The organism is Methylobacterium iners (assembly GCF_022179305.1).
In the GTDB taxonomy this organism is placed as follows: Bacteria; Pseudomonadota; Alphaproteobacteria; order Rhizobiales; family Beijerinckiaceae; genus Methylobacterium; species Methylobacterium iners.
This window is the reverse complement of the sequence record NZ_BPQP01000038.1, coordinates 58,481-73,303: the sequence shown is the minus strand read 5'-3', so window position 1 is coordinate 73,303 and position 14,823 is coordinate 58,481. Positions and strand designations below refer to the sequence as shown.

The 14,823-nt window shown below is 70.5% G+C and carries 17 protein-coding genes and 1 other RNA gene; 7 read left to right on the top strand and 11 right to left on the bottom strand.

Features of this window, described 5'->3' with window-relative positions; all coding sequences use genetic code 11:
* Positions 1 to 26: 26 nt before the first annotated feature.
* The 8 genes from MFF55_RS13835 to gap all read right to left on the bottom strand — a co-directional run bounded on the left by MFF55_RS13835 (position 27) and on the right by gap (position 7,199).
* Entirely contained in the window at positions 27 to 572 is a 546-nt protein-coding gene (locus MFF55_RS13835; RefSeq protein WP_238244678.1) for an adenine phosphoribosyltransferase, read from the bottom strand.
* Positions 573 to 648: 76 nt separating this feature from the next.
* Positions 649 to 1,443, bottom strand: coding sequence for an inositol monophosphatase family protein (locus MFF55_RS13830; protein ID WP_238244677.1), 795 nt, complete (start codon positions 1,441 to 1,443; stop codon positions 649 to 651).
* Between the two features lie 154 nt (positions 1,444 to 1,597).
* Positions 1,598 to 2,572: a tetratricopeptide repeat protein gene (locus tag MFF55_RS13825; RefSeq protein ID WP_373874805.1), complete on the bottom strand. Its 975-nt coding sequence runs from the start codon at positions 2,570 to 2,572 to the stop codon at positions 1,598 to 1,600.
* A gap of 32 nt (positions 2,573 to 2,604) precedes the next feature.
* Positions 2,605 to 3,264, bottom strand: coding sequence for a thiamine phosphate synthase (locus MFF55_RS13820; RefSeq protein WP_238244676.1), 660 nt, complete (start codon positions 3,262 to 3,264; stop codon positions 2,605 to 2,607).
* A 16-nt stretch (positions 3,265 to 3,280) separates the two neighbouring features.
* Positions 3,281 to 4,354, bottom strand: coding sequence for a class II fructose-bisphosphate aldolase (gene fba / locus MFF55_RS13815; RefSeq protein ID WP_238244675.1), 1,074 nt, complete (start codon positions 4,352 to 4,354; stop codon positions 3,281 to 3,283).
* Between the two features lie 144 nt (positions 4,355 to 4,498).
* Entirely contained in the window at positions 4,499 to 5,701 is a 1,203-nt protein-coding gene (locus MFF55_RS13810; protein WP_238244674.1) for a phosphoglycerate kinase, read from the bottom strand.
* 16 nt (positions 5,702 to 5,717) lie between these two features.
* Positions 5,718 to 6,143 carry a hypothetical protein gene (locus MFF55_RS13805; RefSeq protein ID WP_238244673.1) on the bottom strand — a complete coding sequence of 142 codons (426 nt, stop codon included), beginning with the start codon at positions 6,141 to 6,143 and terminating at the stop codon, positions 5,718 to 5,720.
* Between the two features lie 48 nt (positions 6,144 to 6,191).
* On the bottom strand, positions 6,192 to 7,199 hold the full coding sequence (gene gap, locus MFF55_RS13800) for a type I glyceraldehyde-3-phosphate dehydrogenase (RefSeq protein ID WP_238244672.1): 1,008 nt from the start codon (positions 7,197 to 7,199) through the stop codon (positions 6,192 to 6,194).
* A 416-nt stretch (positions 7,200 to 7,615) separates the two neighbouring features.
* Between gap and MFF55_RS13795 the strand changes: the two genes are divergently transcribed.
* Positions 7,616 to 7,909 carry a DUF4164 domain-containing protein gene (locus MFF55_RS13795; RefSeq protein ID WP_238244671.1) on the top strand — a complete coding sequence of 98 codons (294 nt, stop codon included), beginning with the start codon at positions 7,616 to 7,618 and terminating at the stop codon, positions 7,907 to 7,909.
* 17 nt (positions 7,910 to 7,926) lie between these two features.
* Complete coding sequence (locus tag MFF55_RS13790) at positions 7,927 to 8,286, top strand: cell division protein ZapA (protein WP_238244670.1); 360 nt, start codon at positions 7,927 to 7,929, stop codon at positions 8,284 to 8,286.
* Positions 8,287 to 8,308: 22 nt separating this feature from the next.
* Here the strand turns inward: MFF55_RS13790 and MFF55_RS13785 are convergent, their stop codons facing one another.
* Positions 8,309 to 8,731: a DUF2442 domain-containing protein gene (locus tag MFF55_RS13785; RefSeq protein WP_283206741.1), complete on the bottom strand. Its 423-nt coding sequence runs from the start codon at positions 8,729 to 8,731 to the stop codon at positions 8,309 to 8,311.
* 4 nt (positions 8,732 to 8,735) lie between these two features.
* A complete protein-coding gene (locus tag MFF55_RS13780) occupies positions 8,736 to 8,966 on the bottom strand; it encodes a DUF4160 domain-containing protein (RefSeq protein WP_238244668.1) in 231 nt (76 codons plus the stop codon).
* A gap of 182 nt (positions 8,967 to 9,148) precedes the next feature.
* On the opposite strand from MFF55_RS13780, the gene ssrS reads away from it, so the two are divergent.
* The 5 genes from ssrS (at position 9,149) to MFF55_RS13755 (ending at position 12,810) form a co-directional block, all read left to right on the top strand.
* Positions 9,149 to 9,306: non-coding RNA, 6S RNA (gene ssrS, locus MFF55_RS13775), on the top strand.
* The gene (locus tag MFF55_RS13770) at positions 9,296 to 9,883 is read left to right on the top strand and encodes a 5-formyltetrahydrofolate cyclo-ligase (protein WP_238244667.1); all 588 of its coding nucleotides are present in this window, start codon (positions 9,296 to 9,298) and stop codon (positions 9,881 to 9,883) included. The genes ssrS and MFF55_RS13770 overlap by 11 nt, the downstream gene beginning before the upstream one ends.
* Before the next feature lie 10 nt (positions 9,884 to 9,893).
* Positions 9,894 to 10,715, top strand: a complete 822-nt coding sequence (locus tag MFF55_RS13765) for a TIGR00282 family metallophosphoesterase (RefSeq protein WP_238244666.1) — start codon at positions 9,894 to 9,896, stop codon at positions 10,713 to 10,715.
* A 110-nt stretch (positions 10,716 to 10,825) separates the two neighbouring features.
* Positions 10,826 to 11,797 carry a MotA/TolQ/ExbB proton channel family protein gene (locus tag MFF55_RS13760; RefSeq protein WP_238244665.1) on the top strand — a complete coding sequence of 324 codons (972 nt, stop codon included), beginning with the start codon at positions 10,826 to 10,828 and terminating at the stop codon, positions 11,795 to 11,797.
* The gene (locus MFF55_RS13755; protein WP_238244664.1) at positions 11,797 to 12,810 is read left to right on the top strand and encodes a peptidoglycan -binding protein; all 1,014 of its coding nucleotides are present in this window, start codon (positions 11,797 to 11,799) and stop codon (positions 12,808 to 12,810) included. Before MFF55_RS13760 ends, MFF55_RS13755 begins: the two co-directional genes overlap by 1 nt.
* A gap of 2 nt (positions 12,811 to 12,812) precedes the next feature.
* Here MFF55_RS13755 and MFF55_RS13750 read toward each other — a convergent pair whose 3' ends face one another.
* On the bottom strand, positions 12,813 to 14,666 hold the full coding sequence (locus MFF55_RS13750) for an ABC transporter transmembrane domain-containing protein (protein ID WP_238244663.1): 1,854 nt from the start codon (positions 14,664 to 14,666) through the stop codon (positions 12,813 to 12,815).
* Positions 14,667 to 14,823: the final 157 nt, after the last annotated feature.

Below are 14,823 nucleotides of genomic sequence, written 5' to 3'. Positions count from 1 at the left end.
GCGGAGGGGAGAAGGAATGCCGTGCCTCAGTGCCCCTCGAATTCCATCAAGGTCCGCACCGGCACGTCGAGGGCGCGCAGCTTCTCGGCGCCGCCGATCTCGGGCAGGTCGATGACGAAGCAGGCGGCCACCACCTCCGCGCCGATCTGACGAAGCAGGTTCACCGCCGCGCAGGCCGTGCCACCGGTGGCGATGAGGTCGTCGACGAGCAGGACCCGGTCGCCCGGTTTGATCGCGTCGACGTGGATCTCCATCTCGTCGGTGCCGTATTCGAGCGCGTAGGCGATCGACACGGTCTTGTGGGGCAGCTTGCCCTTCTTGCGGATCGGCACGAAGCCCGACGAGAGCTGGTGCGCGACCGCCCCGCCCAGGATGAAGCCGCGCGCCTCGATGCCGGCGACCTGATCGATCCGCCCGCCCGCGTAGGGATGCACCAGCGCGTCAACCGCCCGACGGAACGCACGCGGGTCGCTGAGCAGCGTGGTGATGTCGCGAAAGATGATCCCGGGTTTCGGGTAGTCGGGAATCGAGCGGATCGTCTCTTTCAGCGCAACGTGGCGGCGGGCTTCCATGCGGGCGGCCTTCGGTTCTGAGCAGCAAGCTTTGCCGGTTTAGAGCAGAGAGCGGGCCGGCTGGCGAGTCGATCGATCAGGCATTCGCCTTGCGCAGAATGCCGACGAGTTCGCGGTGCAGCGTCTCGTTCCCGCAGGCGACTGACCGCGCCGCAAGCGGCTGGTCGCCGCCATCGGCGCTGGTGACAAAGCCGCCGGCCTCGCGCACGAGGATGATGCCGGCAGCGATGTCCCAGGTCTGGATGTCGCGCTCCCAGTAGAGATCCGACCGCCCGCAGGCGACGTAGGCGAGGTCCAGCGCGGCCGAGCCGAAGCGGCGGGCGCCGCCCGTCACCGCCATCACGGCGGCGACCTCGCGCAGGAGCTTGCCGTGGTCGCCGCGCCCGAGATAGGGCGAGCCGTAGGCGACCAGCGCGTCGGCCATGTCCGTGCGGCCGGAGACGCGCAGGCGCCGGTTGTTGAGGTAGGCGCCCTTGCCGCGCTCGGCCACGAAGAGCTCGTCCTTCACGGGATCGTAGATCACGCCCGCCACGATCTGGCCCTCGCGCTCGAGGCCGACGGAGATCGCGAAGTGCGGGATGCCGTGCAGGAAGTTCGTGGTGCCGTCGAGCGGGTCGACGTGCCAGGTATGGCTCTTGTCCTGGCCCTCGACCTTGCCCTCCTCCTCGAGGACGAGGCCGTAGCCGGGCCGCGCCTTCATCAGCGCGTCGCGCAGGGTCTCCTCGGCCTTGCGGTCGGCGGCGGAGACGAAGTTGCCGGGGCCCTTGCGCGAGACCTGAAGGTTCTCGACCTCGCCGAAATCGCGCTTGAGGCTGCGGGCCGCCTTGCGCACGGCGTCGACCATCACGGTCATGAGGGGGGAGCTGATCATGGGTGGGATCCGGATGCTTTAGGAGGATGCGAAGCGTGCTCCGCGGCCCGCCTGGATGAGATTGGGCGGCCCGGGGCCGCTCCGTCGCCGAGCGCCTTATCACGTTTCCCGGCGCACTCACCTGCCCCGGATGCAGGCCCACCGCGCACCGCGCTCAATTCCCCTCGGTCCGCTCCGTGGCGAGGCGCTCTGCGCGCTTGCGCTCGTCGCCGTTCAGGCCGGCCACGGCCTGGTCGAGCCAGGCATCGGTCAGCCCCTGCCCGGAGGCCGCGAGGTTCCAGGCCGCGGCCTCGACGAGGTTCTTCGGCACGCCGCGGCCGACGGCGTAGAGCCGGGCGACGCGGTTCTGGGCGATGGCGTTCCCGCGCGAGGCCGCGTGCAGGAAGTAGCGGGCGGCACGGACCTCGTCCTTGGTCACGCCGTTCCCGTTGAAGAGCTGGATCGCGAACTCGACCTCGCCCGCGAGATCGCCGTTGTCGGCGGCGCGCCGAAACCACTCCGCCGCCTTGGCCGGGTCTTTCGCCACGCCGCGGCCCTGGAGATACATGACGCCGAGATTGTGCTGGGCCGCGGCGATCTCGCCCTCGGCGGCCTTCCGGAACAGGGCGGCGGCCTTGGCCTGGTCGCCCTCCGACGAGAGCACGATGAGGGCGAGGTTGTAGGCGGCGGTCGGGTCGCCCTTCTCGGAGGCCTGTTCCAGCCAGCGGCGTCCGGCCTTGGCGTCCTTCGCCCTGCCGCGCCCGTCGATCGCCATGAGGCCGAGCGCCGCCATCGCGTGCGCATCGCCCTGCGCGGCGGCCAGGCGGTACCATTCCGCGGCCTTGACGGCGTCCTGACGGATGCCGAGGCCCTGGTTGTAGAGCTCGCCGAGCAGCGTCATCGCCGCGGCGTCCTTGGCGTTCGCCGCGATGCGCTGCGTCGCCTCGCGGAAGGCGGTGGCATACTGGCCGCGCTGATAGGCACCGAACGCGATGTCCGGCTCCCGGGACGAGGCGGCGGGGCGGGCGCCGATGAAGCCCGGCGTGTAGGGCGTCGGAAGATCCTTCAGGGGCGCCTTCAGCGGCTCCTTGGCGACCGGCTTCGGCGCCTCCTTCGCCGGCTGCGCGTGCGCGAGGCTGCCGACGGCCAGGAAGGCGACCGAAGCCCAGGACCGTCCCCCGATCACGCGACCGTCCTCGGGGCGGACAGCCGAGCCCGGATCGCAGCGAGATCGGCATCGCCGCCCATCCAGAGATCGCTTTCGAGGCCCAGGAACTCGGCGCCCGTGGCAAGGAGGGCTTCAACCTGGTCGCGGGCGCTGGCGACGGCGATGCAGGGCGTCTCGAAGATCTCGGCCCACCAGGCCGCACGGGCCTGGACGAGGTCCGGGTCGGGCGCCGCGCCGTCAGGGTAGAGGCCGCCGAACATCACGTAGTCGACGCCGGCCTCCCCCGCCTCCATGGCGGCATGCTTGGTGTCGTGGCCGCCGGCTCCGAGGATGCGCCCATCGCGGAGGCGACCGCGCAGGTCGCGAAGCCCCGAGAGGTCGGCCTTGTCGACATGCACGCCGTCGGCGCCGCCGCGGGCCGCGACGCTGACGAGGTCGCCGGGATAGTTCGGGCACGCCACGAGCACCGCGGCGCCCCCGGCCTGGGCCGGCGGCGCGAGGCGCTTGATCAGGTTGACGAGGCTGCGTTCGTCGGCCGGCGCGACCCGCACGACCAGCGCCGCGGCGTCGACGACGGTGCAGGCCGCTTTGATCGCCGCCGCGAGGCCTTCGGCCTGGGCCTCCTCGACGCGATGGGGCGTCAGCAGGGCGACGCGGGTCCCGGTCTCCGACATCGGGGGCGGTCGCCCGTCAGCGTGCCGCGCCGATCTTCGGGTCGAGCGAGCCGTCCGCGTAGCGCTTAGCCATCGCCGAGACGGAGATCGGCCGGATCTTGGAGCCCTGGCCGGCCGTGCCGAACTCCTCGAAGCGCTGGCGGCAGAGCTTCGTCATCGCCTCCATCGCAGGCTTCAGGTACTTGCGCGGGTCGAACTCGGCCCGGTTCTCGGCGAGCACCTTCCGGATCTGGCCGGTCATCGCCATCCGGTTGTCGGTGTCGATGTTGATCTTGCGCACGCCGTGCTTGATGCCGCGCTGGATCTCCTCGACAGGCACGCCCCAGGTCGGCTTCATCTCGCCGCCGTACCGGTTGATGATGTCCTGGAGTTCCTGCGGCACGGACGAGGAGCCGTGCATCACGAGGTGCGTCGTGGGCAGGCGCCGGTGGATCTCCTCGATCACGTTCATGGCGAGCACGTCGCCGTCCGGCTGGCGGGTGAACTTGTAGGCGCCGTGGCTGGTGCCCATCGCCACCGCAAGGGCGTCGACCTTGGTGGCAGTCACGAACTTCACCGCCTCTTCCGGATCGGTGAGGAGCTGGTCGTGGGAGAGCGTGCCCTCGGCGCCGTGCCCGTCCTCGGCCTCGCCCTGGCCGCTCTCGAGCGAGCCCAGGACACCGAGCTCACCCTCGACCGAGACGCCGGCCCAATGCGCCATCTCGGAGACCTTGCGGGTGATCTCGACGTTGTAGGCGTAGTCGGCAGGCGTCTTGCCGTCGGCCTTGAGCGAGCCGTCCATCATCACGGAGGTGAAGCCGTACTGGATCGCGGTGGCGCAGGTCGCCTCGTCGCTGCCGTGGTCGAGATGCATGCAGACGGGAATGTGCGGGTAGATCTCGACGAGGCCGTCGATGAGCTTGGCCAGCACGACGTCGTTCGCATAGGCCCGCGCGCCCTTGCTCGCCTGGAGGATCACCGGCGAATCCGTGGCATCGGCCGCCGCCATGATGGCGAGCCCCTGTTCCATGTTGTTCATGTTGAAGGCCGGCACCCCGTACTCGTGCTCGGCCGCATGATCGAGGAGCTGCCTCAGGGTGATGCGTGCCATTGGGTTCTCCTCAACATTCGCGCCCGCGGGCGCCCGGATGCCTGACGGCTCGCGCTCGGCGCGGCACCGTCCTGTCGTTTCGTTCGCGGTCCTGCGCCAGCATCCGTCCTCCCGGCGAGGGGAGAGACGGGTGCGGCCGGCGACCTATGCCTTCGCGCGCAGTGCCTCGACGCCGGGCAGCACCTTGCCCTCCAGCCATTCGAGGAATGCGCCGCCGGCGGTGGAGATGTAGGAGAAGTCCTCGCCGACGCCGGCATGGTTGAGCGCCGCCACGGTGTCGCCGCCGCCGGCCACCGAGACGAGCCGGCCGGCCCGCGTCCGCTCGGCCGCATGACGGGCCGCCGCGACGGTCGCCGCGTCGAAGGGCGTTAGCTCGAAGGCGCCGAGCGGGCCATTCCAGACCAGCGTCGCCGCCGCGTCGATCGCCGCGTTGATCTCGGCCACGGAGGCGGGGCCTGCATCGAGGATCATGCCGGGATCGGGCACCGCATCGACGCCGACGGTCTCGTGAGGGGCGTTCGCCTTGAACTCGGAGGCGACCACCGCGTCGACCGGGAGGATGATCCGGCACTTGGCCGCGGAGGCCGCGTTGAGGATGCGCAGGGCCGTGTCCGCAAGGTCCTTCTCGCAGAGGGACTTGCCCACCGCCTTGCCCTGCGCGTGCAGGAAGGTGTTGGCCATGCCGCCGCCGATCACCAGCATGTCCACCTTGGCGACGAGATTCTGGAGGAGGTCGATCTTGGACGACACCTTGGCGCCGCCCACCAGCGCGATCACCGGACGGCTCGGCGCCTCGAGACCCTTGGTCAGGGCGTCGAGCTCGGCCTGCATCAGGCGTCCGGCATAGGCCGGAAGCAGGTGGGCGAGGCCCTCGGTCGAGGCGTGGGCGCGGTGCGCGGCGGAGAAAGCCTCGTTGACGTAGACGTCGCCGTTGGCGGCGAGCCGGTCCGCGAAGGCCGGGTCGTTCTTCTCCTCGCCCGGGTGGAAGCGGGTGTTCTCCAGGAGGAGCACGTCGCCGTCGGATATCGCCGCGACGGCCTCGACCGCGACCGGGCCGACGCAATCCTCGGCGAAGGCGACCAGGCGGCCGAGATGCTCCGCCAGCGTCGGGACGACGGGCCGTAGGGAATCCCGCGGCTCGGGCTTGCCCTTGGGCCGGCCGAAATGGGCGAGCAGGATCACGCGCCCGCCTCCATCCGCGATCTCGCGGATGGTCGGGACGATCCGCTCGATCCGGGTCGCGTCGGTGACGCGGCCACCCTCCATCGGCACGTTGAGATCGACGCGCAGGAGGACGCGCCGACCCTTCAGCGCGCCGGCGTCGTCGAGGGTACGGAAAGCGGTCATGTCAGCCCCTGGGTGTTCAGCGCGGCAGCATGGCGTCGAGGTTGAGGCGCTGCACGGCGATCATCAGCACCACCGTGAGCACCGCCGTGATGACCGCCGTGAGCACCAGGGCTCCGGCACCGGGCAGGCGCCGGGTCCGGTCGGCGACTGCCCGGACCTCGCTGCGGAGCGCCGCGAGGTCCGATTGGCGCGCAGCCTCGTTCATGCGGCCCGCCGCGCCTTCCACCTTCTCCTCGACCCGCGACAGCAGGGCTTCGGAGCGGGCGTACTTGTCCTCGATCCGCGCGCACTTGTCCTCGATGCGCGCGAGCTGGTCGCCGCCGGAAGAAGCCGGCGGCGGCACAGCGGACCCCGCATCCGCCTGGACGTTCGCCTCGCGTGCGGCGGGACTCGCCGGTACGATGGCGGGTCCGGTCGAGGGGCTCGGCGAGGTCTCGGTCATCGGATCAGGACACCTGCTGCTTGAGGGTACCGGCGGGGCGCGACTGGCTCAGAGCAGCTTGCCCATGGCGACGGCGGTGTCGGCCATCCGGTTCGAGAAGCCCCACTCGTTGTCGTACCAGGCCAGGATGCGCACGAAGGTCCCGTCCATCACCTTGGTCTGGTCGAGGTGGAAGGTCGACGAGTGCGGATCGTGGTTGAAGTCGACCGAGACGTTAGGCTGGTCGGTGTAGGCGAGCACGCCCTTGAGCGGGCCGTCGGCCGCCGCCTTCACCGCCGCGTTGATCTCCTCGACGGTCGTCGCGCGCTTGGCCGTGAACACCAGGTCCACCGCCGAGACGTTCGGGGTCGGCACGCGGATCGAGGTCCCGTCGAGCTTGCCCTTGAGCTCGGGCAGCACCAGGCCGACGGCCTTGGCCGCACCGGTCGAGGTCGGGATCATCGAGAGCGCCGCGGCGCGGGCCCGGTAGAGGTCCTTGTGCATCTGGTCCAGCGAGGGCTGGTCGTTGGTGTAGGAGTGGATCGTCGTCATGAAGCCGCGCTCGATCCCGACGAGGTCGTGCAGCACCTTGGCCACCGGCACGAGGCAGTTCGTGGTGCAGGAGGCGTTCGAGATGACGACGTGGTCGGCGGTCAGCTTGTCGTGGTTCACGCCGTAGACGACGGTAAGGTCGGCGCCGTCGGCGGGCGCCGAGACGATGACGCGCTTGGCGCCGGCCTCCAGATGGGCCTTCGCCTTGTCGCGCGAGGTGAAGATGCCGGTGCATTCCAGCGCGATGTCGACGCCGAGATCGCGATGCGGCAGCTCGGCCGGATTGCGCACGGCGGTGACCTTGATGCGCTTGCCGTCGATGATCAGGAAGTCGCCGTCGACCTCGACCTTCCCGGGATAGCGGCCGTGGATCGAATCGAAGCGCAGGAGGTGGGCGTTGGTCTCGACCGGGCCGAGATCGTTGATCGCCACCACCTCGATGTCCTGGCGGCCTGCCTCGTGGATGGCGCGCAGCACGTTGCGACCGATGCGTCCGAACCCGTTGATGGCAACCTTCACCGACACGACCTGAATCCTTCCTGCAAGAGCAGACCGAACGTCCGGCCCGCCGCCCTCGTGAGATCGAGACGACGAGCCCGTCCGGCAAGCCCTCTCGTCCGGCCCGCTCTGTGGGAATCACGATTGAACGTGAGGTGAACCGCGTCAGTCAAGCCGGCGGTCGGAATCGTCCGGATCAGGGACGATGCGAACGGAAGGCCTGGCAGGGTCACGGGCGTAGAGATCCGGGAGCGGGCGGCGGCTCTCTACCATGACGAAAACCGATGGCAAAGGTTGCGTGGGCACGAGGCGCGCCGGTCCTAAGACGAGGGGACGCCGCGGCTTTCCGCGCGTGACCTTGCGAATTTGCGCGCAGTGCGCCTCGGGTTTGTCTAGGATTCCGCCAAGCTGCCGGCGAACCGGTGCCTCGACGAGCCGAAGCCATGAAAGATGCCGTCCATCACGCCCTGCTCCGGCTCGACACGGCCCTGAACCGTCTCGAAGCCGCGGTGTCCCACCGCCTCGCGGCCGAGCGCGACCCGGGCGAGCGCGAGACCGAGCTCGCGCTGATGGGCGAGGACCGCGCCCGCCTCGCCGCGGAGCTCGATGCCGCGAGCGCCCGCCTCGTGATGGTCGAGGCCGCCGCCGCCGATGTCGGCCACCGCCTGGGCCGGGCGATCGGCGCGGTCGAGGGCGTGCTCGCCGCGCCGCGCGGCCACCATCATCCCGAAGCCTGAGCTCGACTGAAGACGCGATGCCACAGATCAACGTCACCATCGACGGCAAGAGCTACCGCATGGCCTGCGCCGAGGGCGAGGAGGCGCATCTCGCCGCCTTGGCCGCGAGCTTCGATGCGCGCGTCGCCGAGATGCGCAAGGCCTTCGGCGAGATCGGCGACATGCGCCTGCAGGTGATGGCGGCCCTGACCCAGGCGGACGAGCTCACCGACGTCAGGCGGCGCTTCGCGGAACTCGAAACGGAGACTGTTGCGCTCAGGGCCACGGTCGCTGCGGCCGATGCCGAGCAAGCGGCGGCCGAGGCGCGGATCGCCGAGGGCCTGACGCGGGCAGCGGAGCGGGTCGAGCGGCTCGCAAATGGGCTTTCCGCGGGATGAAACCGGGCGCGTCCCGGACAGCTCAGGCGGCCCGTTCCAGATCGAGACCGGCGCAGGCGAGACGGACCGTCTTGGAAAGCAGATGCGTTCCCGCCTCGTAGTATCGAACCATTCGGAGGCTGAGGCCGAGCGCCTTCGCTGCGCCCTCCTGAGTCAGCCCACGCTCCTTGCGCCAGGCTCTGAACCAGCCCGCTCCCTGCTCAAGCGCGAGGCGCCAGAGGGTGTCGGCCGAAATCTCCATGTCGTCGGACCAGTGCGCGCTCCAGCCATTCTCGCCAACCGACACGCTCCCGAAGGACATCGCTTCCTCATGGAGGGGGGCGAAGATCGCGAAACGATCGATGTGCCCGGCGACGTCCACCGGGCTCTCGGCGCCGTTCTTCCACGTCACGAGGAGGACTCGATCGGGTCCAGGCTGAACAGCTCTGATGCTCTGCGGCTCCATTGTCCTATCCTCTCGGTCTGTTGAGGCGCTGCCATTCCGTCCGAAGCAGCGCCGTGTTCGAGGCCGCCCAGTCCATCGCCGCGCCGGCCTTGCTCGGGTTTCCCGCCAACACCCTCAGACCGTCTATGGCGACCAAGACTCGCCAGCCCTTGCCCTCGATGTGGAAGTGAGGCGGATTGTGGTCGTCGGCGTAGATGGCGATCTTGCAGTTGGGAAGGCGATGGAGCGTCGGCATCAGACATCGACCTCGCCGGGTCGAGAATGGGCAATGGTTGCCTGTTCGTCAAGGCACGCTTGGTGCCGCCGCGCGACGCTTCGAGGTCCAGGCGCAGGCGCTGGACACCTCGCGCAGATCATCATGCGCAATGCCACGCAGGGCCCCTAGCGCAGGCCGTAGGCCGGCGCTACATGAGGTGGGCGGAGCTGCAGGGTTCGACAGGAGAACTTTTCCCCGGGGCCTTATCGACTCCCCAGGGAGCTGTCCCTGGCCTTGTCCCTGGACTTGGCCAACACGGCGCCCACCTACACTGTAGGTTTCCCGGGATCGATCCTCCAACGGCTCACGTGGCTCCGCACTCGCCTGTTTCCTCGCTGAAATCCGACCTGCGCGGCGCGGCGCTCGCCCGGCGCGACGCCCTCGATCCCGAAGCCCGTCGCGACGGCGCCCTGCGGATCGCCGAGACCGTGATGGGGATCGAGCGGCTGGCCGACGCGCCGCTGGTCGGCGCCTTCTGGCCGATCCGCAGCGAGGTCGATCCGCGCCCGCTCATCGAACGCCTGTTCGCCCGCGGGCAGCGCATCGCCCTGCCCAAGGTGACGCCGGACGGCCTCGTCTTCCGCGAGTGGCGCGCGGGCGAGGCGCTGGTGCGCGGCGGGTTCGGCCTGAGCGAACCTCACGATGACCTTCCCCCGGTCGATCCCGGGGCCCTGATCGTCCCGCTCGCCGCCTTCGACCGGCGCGGACAGCGCATCGGCTACGGCCGCGGCTACTACGATCAGGCGATCGCGCGGCTCAGCCGCGACCGGCCGGTCCTCACGATCGGCGTCGCCTTCTCGGTGCAGGAAATCGACGAGGTGCCCGCCGAGCCTCATGACCAGCCCCTCGATCACCTTGTCACCGAAGCGGGCCACGTGCCCTTGAGCAGATCATGAGACCGGCCCCATGCGCCTCCTCTTCCTCGGCGACGTGGTTGGGCGTCCCGGCCGCCAGGCGGTCACGGAGCGGCTCCCGGCCCTGCGAGAGCGCTGGCGCCTCGACGGCGTGGTCGTCAACGGCGAGAACGCGGCCGGCGGCTTCGGCATCACGGAGGCGATCTGCGACGAGCTCCTGCAAGCCGGGGCCGACGCGGTCACGCTGGGCAACCATTCCTTCGACCAGCGCGAGGCCCTCGTCTTCATCGAGCGCCAGCCGCGGCTGATCCGGCCGGCCAACTATCCGCCGGGCACGCCGGGCCGGGGCGCCGCCGTGTTCGAGACGCGCAGCGGCGCACGCATCCTCGTCGTCAACGTGATGGGGCGCCTCTTCATCGACGCCCTCGACGATCCCTTCGCCGCGGCCGAGCGCGAGCTGTCGGCCTGCCCCCTCGGCGCCGCGGCGGACGCGATCATCGTCGACGTCCACGCGGAGGCCACCAGCGAGAAGCAGGCCTTCGGGCATTTCCTGGACGGACGGGCGAGCCTCGTGGTCGGCACGCACACGCACACGCCGACAGCGGATCACCGCATCCTGCCCGGCGGCACCGCCTATCTCTCGGATGCAGGCATGTGCGGCGATTACGATTCGGTGCTCGGGATGCAGAAGGACGAGCCCCTGCGGCGGTTCCTGCAGAAGACGCCGGGGGCGCGGCTCGAACCCGCGACCGGCCCCGGCACCCTGTCGGGCATCGCCGTCGAGACGGACCCTGCGACGGGGCTGGCCGTTTCCGTCGCGGCCTTGCGGCTGGGGCCTCACCTCGAGGAAACCTGGCCGCGCCACTGGGATTGACCGGCCCGACTTGATCCCCGTCCGCCCTGTCGCCAATGTGCGGCCCGGTCGCCGCGGGGCGACGGCCGTCTGCGGACGGCCCAGCCTCAGTTTGAAGAGTCCGCGAGCCGATGGCGACCCGTTCCGACGCATCCCCGCTGGCGAAGCCGGGCATCTACCTGATCCGGATGCTGGTCTTCCTGATCCTCGTCGGCTTCCTGGCCTTCGTCCTGTTCAAGCAGATCACGCCCGCCTTCCTCGCCAATCCGGGGCTCAACGGCCTCATCCTCGGCGTGCTGCTGATCGCGGTGCTCCTTGCCTTCGGGCAGGTGGTGCGCCTCTTCCGGGAGGCGAACTACGTCAACGCGATCGCGCGCGGCGAGACGCCCCAGAAGGCGCCCTCCCTCCTCGCGCCCCTGAGCCCCGCGATCGAGGCGCGGCGCAACGGCGTCACCCTGCCCGAGGTGCGCTCGTTCCTCGATACCGTCGCGGCCAGGCTCGACGAGGGTCGCGAGATCCTGCGCTACGTCGCCGGCCTGCTCATCCTGCTCGGCCTGCTCGGCACCTTCTGGGGCCTGATCGACACGCTGAGCGCCGTCGGCTCCGTCATCAAGAGCATGCGGGGCGGAGGCGATGCCGGCGCGAGCTTCGACGAACTGAAGAACGGGCTCGCCGTGCCTCTCAGCGGCATCGGCCTCGCCTTCTCGGCCTCGCTGTTCGGCCTCGCCTCGTCGCTGATCACCGGGTTCCTGGATCTTCAGGCGGGCCAGGCCCATGCCCGGTTCCACAACGAGCTCGAGGATTGGCTGGTGTCCGGCGAGACGAGGGCCGCGGCGCTTCCGCTCGCGGCGCCGGCGGCGGAGGCGCCCGCCTCGTCGCGCGAGCTCACCGAAGCGGTCGAGCGCCTCTCGGCCATCGTCTCCGAGGGTGCCAACGGCCGCGTCGCGACCCAGGCCATGACCAACCTCGCCGAGGGCATCCAGGGTCTCGTCCAGCACATGCGGGCCGAACAGCAGATGATCCGCGACTGGGTCGAGGCGCAGGCCACCCGCGAGCGCGAGCTGAAGCAGGTGCTCGACCGCCTCGGCCGCGAGCGGGTCTGATGGCGTCCCGCTCGACGCGCCGCGACCGCAGCCTCAACGTCTGGCCGGGCTACGTCGACGCCCTGGCGACCCTCCTGCTCGCCGTCGTCTTCCTCCTGACGATCTTCGTCGTAGGACAATTCTTCCTGTCGCAGGAGATCACCGGCCGCGACTCGGTGCTGATGCGACTGAACCGCCAGATCGCCGACCTCACCGACCTCCTCGCCCTGGAGCGCTCCAACCGCCGGGCGCAGGAGGACCGAGCCTCCTCGCTGCGCACGACGCTGCTCGACACGCAGGTGGAGCGGGACCGCCTCCAGGCCGCGGCCCAGAGCGCGCAGGGCGCCGCCGGCAAGACCGGCGAGCTCGACAGGCAGCTTGCCGCCGAGCGCGCCAGCAGCGCGCGGGCGCTCTCGCAGATCGATCTTCTCAACGAGCAGATCGCCGCCATGCGCCGGCAGCTCGCCGCGCTGGAGGACGCGCTCTCGGCCTCCGAGAACCGGGACCGCGAGAGCCAGGCCCGCATCGCCGACCTCGGCAGCCGGCTGAACGTGGCGCTGGCCCAGCGCGTGCAGGAGCTCGCGCGCTACCGCTCCGACTTCTTCGGCCGCCTGCGCCAGATCCTCGGCAACCGCCCTGACATCCGCATCGTCGGCGACCGCTTCGTGCTGCAATCGGAGGTGCTGTTCCCGGCGGGCTCCGCGAGCCTGAAGCCCGAGGCGGCGCCCGAGCTCGACCGGATCGCCACCGCGATCCTCGATCTCGCCAAGCAGATCCCGGCCGACATCCCCTGGGTGCTGCGGATCGACGGGCACACCGACTCCCGGCCGATCTTCAGCTCCCAGTTTCCCTCGAACTGGGCGCTCTCGGCCGCCCGCTCCATCGCCGTGGTGCAGTTCATGGCGGGCAAGGGCATCCCACCCCAGCGCCTGCTGGCCGCGGCCTTCGGCGAGTTCCAGCCGCTCGAGGCTGGCACGACGGAGGAGGCCTACGGGAGGAACCGGCGCATCGAATTAAAGCTGACGGAGCGGTAGAGCTATTCCGCCGGCAGCGCGCTCCGCCTCGCGCGGGGCTCCTTGCCGCGCGCCGTCTCGTCGAGGGCGTCCGTGAACTGGAGCGCGGCGAGCTGGGCGTAGAGGGCGCCGTCCGCGAGCAGGCTTTCGTGCGTGCCCTGCTCGACGATCCGGCCGCCGTCGAGGACGAGGATGCGGTCGGCGGCGCGGATCGTGGCGAGGCGATGGGCGATGACGAGGGTGGTGCGGCCGCGCATCAGGGTGTCGAGGGCGGTCTGGACCGCGCGCTCGCTCTCGGCATCCAGCGCCGAGGTCGCCTCGTCGAGGAGCAGGATCGGCGCGTCCTTCAGGATCGCGCGGGCGATCGCGACGCGCTGGCGCTGGCCGCCCGACAGGGTGACCCCGCGCTCGCCCACCATCGTGCCGTAGCCCTGCGGAAGCGCCCGGATGAAGCCGTCGGCATGCGCTAGCTCGGCGGCGCGGCGGATCTCCGCCTCGCCGGCCTCCGGACGGCCGTAGCGGATGTTCTCGGCCACAGTGCCCGAGAACACGGTCGGGTCCTGGGGAACCAGCGAGAGGCGCTGGCGCAGGGCGCCCGGATCGACGCTGGCGATGTCGACGCCGTCGACGCGGACGGTTCCCGCCTCCGGATCGTAGAAGCGCAGGAGCAGTTGCAGGATCGTGGTCTTGCCCGCGCCCGAGGGACCGACCAGCGCGACGCGCTCGCCCCGTGCCACGGTGAAGCCGACCCCGTCGAGGGCCGCATGCTCGGGCCGGGTCGGGTAGGTGAAGCGCACGGCCTCGAACGCGACCTCGCCGCGCGCCGGCAGCGGCAGGCTGCGAGGCTCGGGCGGCGCGCGCACGACGGGCTGGGCGGCCAGGATCTCGCCGAGGCGCTCGGCGGCGCCGGCGGCCTGGGCAAGCTCGCCATAGACCTCCGAAAGTTGCCCGAGCGCGCTCGCGCCGAACACGGCGTAGAGCACGAACTGCGAGAGCTGGCCCGCGCTCATCGTGCCGGCGAGCACTCCTTGCGCGCCGTACCACATCACGCCGACGACGCTCGCGGAGATCAGGAAGATCGCGACGCCGGTGAGCAGGGCACGGGCGCGGATCGAATCGCGGGCGGCGACGTAGGCGTCCTCGGAGGCGGCCGCGAAGCGGAGAGCCGTCGCCTCGCCCATTCCGAAGGCCTGCATCGTCCGGATCGCGCCGACAGCCTCGGAGGCGTAGGCCGAGGCATCGGCGAGGCGGTCCTGGGCGGCCCGCGAGCGGCGGCGCACGCCGCGTCCCGAGAGGATGAGCGGGAATACGATCAGTGGGATCGCGGCCAGCACCAGGATCGAGAGGCGCGGGCTCGTGATCACCATCATGGTCACCGCGCCGACGAACAGGAAGGCGTTGCGCAGGAGGATGGAGATGCTCACCCCGAAGACCGACTTCACCTGCGTGGCGTCGGCCGTCAGGCGCGAGATGATCTCGCCGGATTGCGAGCGATCGAAGAAGGCGGGATCGAGGATGGTGAGGCGGCGGAACACGGCGCTGCGCAGGTCGGCCACGACCCGCTCGCCCAGCGTCACGACGGTGTAGGTCCGCGCCGCGCTCGAGAGCGCGAGGACCGCGACCACGCCGATCAGGCCGGCGAAATACGCGTCGATGACGCTCGCGCCTTCCGCCGAGAACCCATGATCGATCACGCGGCGCATCGCGAGCGGCACGACGAGGGTCGCACCCGAGGCGACGAGGAGTGACAGAAACGCGGCCAGGATCCGGCCGCGATAGACCAGCGCGAACGGGATCAGGGGGCGGAGCGCACTCAGCGACGCTGTCTTGCGGCCTTGGTCCTTGCCGCCTCGGGTCTTGTCACGGGCACCGCGCATCGCGTCTCATCGCTGTTCGTTCGAAGATGGGGCCGTATCCACGCTTGTCCGGCACGGGCGCCTGAGGTATAGGGCCGCCTTCATCCGATCGCGCGTGATCTATGGCCGCGGGCCGCCAGGCGGGCCGGTCGGCGTTGCTGTTCAAGGACTTCGTCAT

Bases quoted from the DNA above. Each gene is read 5' to 3' on its own strand.
- MFF55_RS13835 (WP_238244678.1), bottom strand. From the start codon at position 572: ATGGAAGCCCGCCGCCACGTTGCGCTGAAAGAGACGATCCGCTCGATT.
- MFF55_RS13830 (WP_238244677.1), bottom strand. From the start codon at position 1,443: ATGATCAGCTCCCCCCTCATGACCGTGATGGTCGACGCCGTGCGCAAG.
- MFF55_RS13820 (WP_238244676.1), bottom strand. From the start codon at position 3,264: ATGTCGGAGACCGGGACCCGCGTCGCCCTGCTGACGCCCCATCGCGTC.
- fba (WP_238244675.1), bottom strand. From the start codon at position 4,354: ATGGCACGCATCACCCTGAGGCAGCTCCTCGATCATGCGGCCGAGCAC.
- MFF55_RS13810 (WP_238244674.1), bottom strand. From the start codon at position 5,701: ATGACCGCTTTCCGTACCCTCGACGACGCCGGCGCGCTGAAGGGTCGG.
- MFF55_RS13805 (WP_238244673.1), bottom strand. From the start codon at position 6,143: ATGACCGAGACCTCGCCGAGCCCCTCGACCGGACCCGCCATCGTACCG.
- MFF55_RS13795 (WP_238244671.1), top strand. From the start codon at position 7,616: ATGAAAGATGCCGTCCATCACGCCCTGCTCCGGCTCGACACGGCCCTG.
- MFF55_RS13790 (WP_238244670.1), top strand. From the start codon at position 7,927: ATGCCACAGATCAACGTCACCATCGACGGCAAGAGCTACCGCATGGCC.
- MFF55_RS13785 (WP_283206741.1), bottom strand. From the start codon at position 8,731: ATGGAGCCGCAGAGCATCAGAGCTGTTCAGCCTGGACCCGATCGAGTC.
- MFF55_RS13780 (WP_238244668.1), bottom strand. From the start codon at position 8,966: ATGCCGACGCTCCATCGCCTTCCCAACTGCAAGATCGCCATCTACGCC.
- MFF55_RS13765 (WP_238244666.1), top strand. From the start codon at position 9,894: ATGCGCCTCCTCTTCCTCGGCGACGTGGTTGGGCGTCCCGGCCGCCAG.
- MFF55_RS13760 (WP_238244665.1), top strand. From the start codon at position 10,826: ATGGCGACCCGTTCCGACGCATCCCCGCTGGCGAAGCCGGGCATCTAC.
- MFF55_RS13755 (WP_238244664.1), top strand. From the start codon at position 11,797: ATGGCGTCCCGCTCGACGCGCCGCGACCGCAGCCTCAACGTCTGGCCG.
- MFF55_RS13750 (WP_238244663.1), bottom strand. From the start codon at position 14,666: ATGCGCGGTGCCCGTGACAAGACCCGAGGCGGCAAGGACCAAGGCCGC.